Raw genomic sequence first — 3,403 nt, 5'->3', positions numbered from 1 at the left:
GAGGTTGGTCCCGGTCGCTGTCAAAGGTCGACGGACGTCGTACTCGGACAAGCCGTCGAGCTTCCAGAGCAGCGCCTCGCGGTCCCGCCGCAGCCTCCCGTGCAGGTTGTCTTTCGAGAATTCATCATTCATGCGGCATGAGCCTGCCATGGGCTACTCGTGGTCTCCACCGGCGCTCACCCCGGCAACGCTTAGCCACACCAACGACCGAACTCGGAACGCTGCGTCTTCAGCTCTGCAGTCCGCGGTCACGTACAGTAAAGCCCGATCGGCGGCAGAAGAGGACGATCGTCGGAACGCCGACGAACTCCCTCGCAGGCAGGATAGCGACCATGACCGCCCGGGATGAGATTCTGGCTGCGCTTCCAAGCATCGAGGGCAGGAGCTCAGACGACACCTTCAGTCCTCAGGACGTCATCGACGAGCTGCGCCGACGGGGGAGCAGCTACGCGGAGTCGACGATACGGACCCACGTAGTCAGTCGGATGTGCGCAGATGCCGCCGACCATCATGTTCGGGTCTACGACGACCTGGAGCGAGTGTCGGACGGTCGTTACCGCCGCAGATAGTTGCGCCGAAACTCAAGACCTGCGCCCGTACGCCAGATGTGCGTGGCCGTTAGTCGGCTTCGTGGAGGCGGTTGAGCCATCGTCGTACTGCCGCGAGGTCGATGTCGGTCAGTCCCAGGTACGGGTCGACGTGGTGCAGTAGTGCCGGTTGCGGGTGGTGTCCGGCGATCCATCGTCGGTCGGCGTCGGTGGTCTCGTCGTCGAGCCAGACGAACGGGCTTCCTGCCGCCCACCGCGCCAACGATGCGGTCTTCCAGTGCACGCCGCGCGGTGGTTCCTCGTCAGCGTCGGACCAGTCGACCACGGGCAGAGCGGGAAGACCGATCCGGGGTGCCACGACGTCGTTCGCGTCGGCCATCCAGGTGCTGGCCCAGACCAGCTCGCCGGGCAGGGCGAGCAGCCTACGACCGTCGGTCGGGTCGAGACGATCCAGCAGAGGGTTGCCGTCGCGGTCGTGGCCGTCTCCCGCCCTGCCGCTCGAACGACCATCGGCTCCGGCGGGCCGTGCTCGGAGCGGGATGAGCACCCCGTCGATGTCGATAAAGATCAACGGTCGTTCAGCGCTGGCAGGCACTGCCACACCGTATAGCCGACTGCCGGTCGAGGCTCATGGCCCGAACGACCCGGAACCTTGGCCAGCACGCGACGAGCGGCATAGCGTACGTCCGATCCTGGGTGGTACGCGCCCGCGAGTTCGTGGCCTCGGTGCGATGACGTGGAGGCTATTCGGGCGGCACGACGCGGAAATCGGTGACGAAGCTGGCGATGCGCCCGTCCGCGGTATGCCCTACGTACGTTCCGTACACGCCGTCGCCCCATCCCGAGCCGACGACGTACACGTTGGCTCCGGTCCGTTCCTCCACTACCGCGGAAACGACGGCGTCGATCGGGTCGTCCGGGACCTGCGCCGGAATGAAGACCTCGTCGACCCTCTCGAAGTCCCACTCGCCCAGTGCCTCAATGGCGACCTGATCGGCCAGCGTCCCGGTACCCGCGTCGACCGCGTACCCGAAGAAGTCCTCGTCACCGAGCGAGGCGACGTCCTGGCCCGGGAGCAACGCCATGCTCCACGCCGCGACCGGCTCGTCCACCACCATCAACTGCAGGGCGGTGATCCGTCGCTGCCACTCGCCGCCGTCGACATGCAACACTGCCACCCAAGCCCGCAGCGGATACCGGCCGGGCACCACCGAGCCAACGAAAGGCGTGGCGTGCGCCACCAGCGGATCACACCCCACGACCTTGCCGGACGGCAGCACCACAGGCCCAAGCTCGTACGGCTCGACACGGTAGGTGATCCCATCACGCTCGATCCGATACCCGGCGGTCAACACCGCACTGAAATCCGGCACGTAGGGCATGACGCGCAGCGTATCCAGGACACCACCTCCGACCGAGACCCGCATCAGGCCGCCGGCCGACTTCCCACACCCACGGTGCGGCAGATCAGCGCATCCGGGCGATGCGGTGTTGGCCGGACGGCGTTGCGCTCAGAAGCCTCGAAAAATGCCGTCCGGGCCTGCCGACCGCGCGAACTCAACAAAGTCCATGTTCGCGATCGATAGGTTGTTCTCGATCGCCTGGACCTGCCGTGGCAGTGTCCTGAACGGGTCCGTCTCGTCCCTTTCGTTCAGATTAACGACGAGCAAGGGACGCTCCGGCAGCGCGATGGTGACGGCGTCGACGACGAACACCACCGGGTGCCTGTACTGACGTGGGTAGGCGCGAGGATAGCCGGCGGCGATTGCCGCACCGCTGAGGCCGTTCAGCGCTCGGTCCTCGACGAACTCGACACCGGCCACAAAGCCCTCTTCCGTGGGGCTGACGATCTCGCCCTTGAGTTGCTCCCACACGCCGTCGTCGCGGAAGTCCGCACGCACGACCGGAACACACCACGTCTCTGGCAGATCGGCCACAGTTAAAGCGTAGCGAGACGGACGTTCCTCCGGTCGCGCCAGGGGGCGCATTGTTCTCGCCACGACCGGTGCCGGTTTGATCCGGTTGCGGTGACGCCGCGTAGCGCGCGGCCTGCGGCAGATCAGGATGCCTGACGCACCTGACCGCCCTGCGCCTGCGGTTTGGCCGGCGCGTTCAGATGCTGTGTGCTGCGGCGTAGAGCACGTACCACAGCGCCGCACTCAAGGCACCGCTTGCGATGGCTGCGGTAAGCAGCGTCGGCCACACGCGCCAGAGGCGGTGCGCCGTGCCCAGCCAGGCCAGGACGACGATCGGAAGCACGATCTTGACGAGTTCCCCGACCACAACGCCGCGGAAGAATTCTGCTTGGTACGGGTCGGACACTGTCAACAGCTGCCAGGGTGGTGCCAACATCACGGCCTGCCAGCCCTCGCCAGAGAGAAGGCCGCATACCGACCCCGCAGCCAGCGCCGACGTCGACACGTTGCCGACCCGAACGATATGGCCGAGCAGCCCGAGCACCGGTCCCCCGACGAGGGACCCGGTCAGCCACAGCGCCGTCATCATGGCAACCGAACGCAGCCCCAGCAGGTCGGCCGACGTGCCGTCCTCCAGGGTGCCCCCACTCCAGCGACGACTGACCACCAGCACAAGCAGGTAATAGAGCAGCGTGGCCAGGACCAATAGCGCGGTAGCGCTACCAACCGCTCGTTTCGCCGTGGCAGCAGAACGGCCGACCAGGAACGCCGCCAAGCCCCAAGCGAAACCGCTGCTGGTCAGCGCGATCAAGACCTGCCCCACACCGCCCGCAACGGAGTCGGCCGCGAACGCGAGCATGCCAAGCGCGACAGCGGCAGCCGCGACCACCGCCGCATGGCTACGACAGGATCCCCCAACAGCAACGTCGGTCACGCCCG

The 3,403-nt window shown here is 66.6% G+C and carries 6 protein-coding genes; 1 reads left to right on the top strand and 5 read right to left on the bottom strand.

All coding sequences use genetic code 11. The features are described from left to right. Positions 1–132, bottom strand: a 132-nt coding sequence (locus tag ENC19_RS29060; protein WP_164450233.1) for a mycothiol transferase, incomplete at its 3' end; no start/stop codon positions are given. A 5-nt stretch (positions 133–137) separates the two neighbouring features. Here ENC19_RS29060 and ENC19_RS32025 point away from each other — a divergent pair. Further along, positions 138–569 (top strand): DUF7669 domain-containing protein, encoded by a 432-nt coding sequence (locus tag ENC19_RS32025; protein ID WP_456243352.1) that lies wholly within the window; start codon positions 138–140, stop codon positions 567–569. A gap of 49 nt (positions 570–618) precedes the next feature. Here the strand turns inward: ENC19_RS32025 and ENC19_RS29055 are convergent, their stop codons facing one another. The 4 genes from ENC19_RS29055 to ENC19_RS29040 form a co-directional block, all read right to left on the bottom strand. Then, complete coding sequence (locus ENC19_RS29055) at positions 619–1,119, bottom strand: HAD domain-containing protein (RefSeq protein WP_164450234.1); 501 nt, start codon at positions 1,117–1,119, stop codon at positions 619–621. 172 nt (positions 1,120–1,291) lie between these two features. Continuing rightward, positions 1,292–1,930, bottom strand: a complete 639-nt coding sequence (locus ENC19_RS29050) for a DUF4241 domain-containing protein (protein WP_164450232.1) — start codon at positions 1,928–1,930, stop codon at positions 1,292–1,294. Positions 1,931–2,059: 129 nt separating this feature from the next. Then, positions 2,060–2,485 carry a DUF6924 domain-containing protein gene (locus tag ENC19_RS29045; protein WP_164450231.1) on the bottom strand — a complete coding sequence of 142 codons (426 nt, stop codon included), beginning with the start codon at positions 2,483–2,485 and terminating at the stop codon, positions 2,060–2,062. 175 nt (positions 2,486–2,660) lie between these two features. Beyond that, on the bottom strand, positions 2,661–3,403 hold a 743-nt coding region (locus ENC19_RS29040), incomplete at its 5' end, for a hypothetical protein (protein WP_208021050.1).

The organism is Verrucosispora sioxanthis (genome assembly GCF_010560025.1).
Lineage (GTDB): Bacteria > Actinomycetota > Actinomycetes > Mycobacteriales > Micromonosporaceae > Micromonospora > Micromonospora palythoicola.
This window is presented reverse-complemented; position numbering and strand designations above follow the sequence as displayed.

Excerpts from the sequence above, each read along its gene's own strand:
- ENC19_RS32025 (WP_456243352.1), top strand. The coding sequence starts at position 138 with ATGAGCCTGCCATGGGCTACTCGTGGTCTCCACCGGCGCTCACCCCGG.
- ENC19_RS29050 (WP_164450232.1), bottom strand. The coding sequence starts at position 1,930 with ATGCCCTACGTGCCGGATTTCAGTGCGGTGTTGACCGCCGGGTATCGG.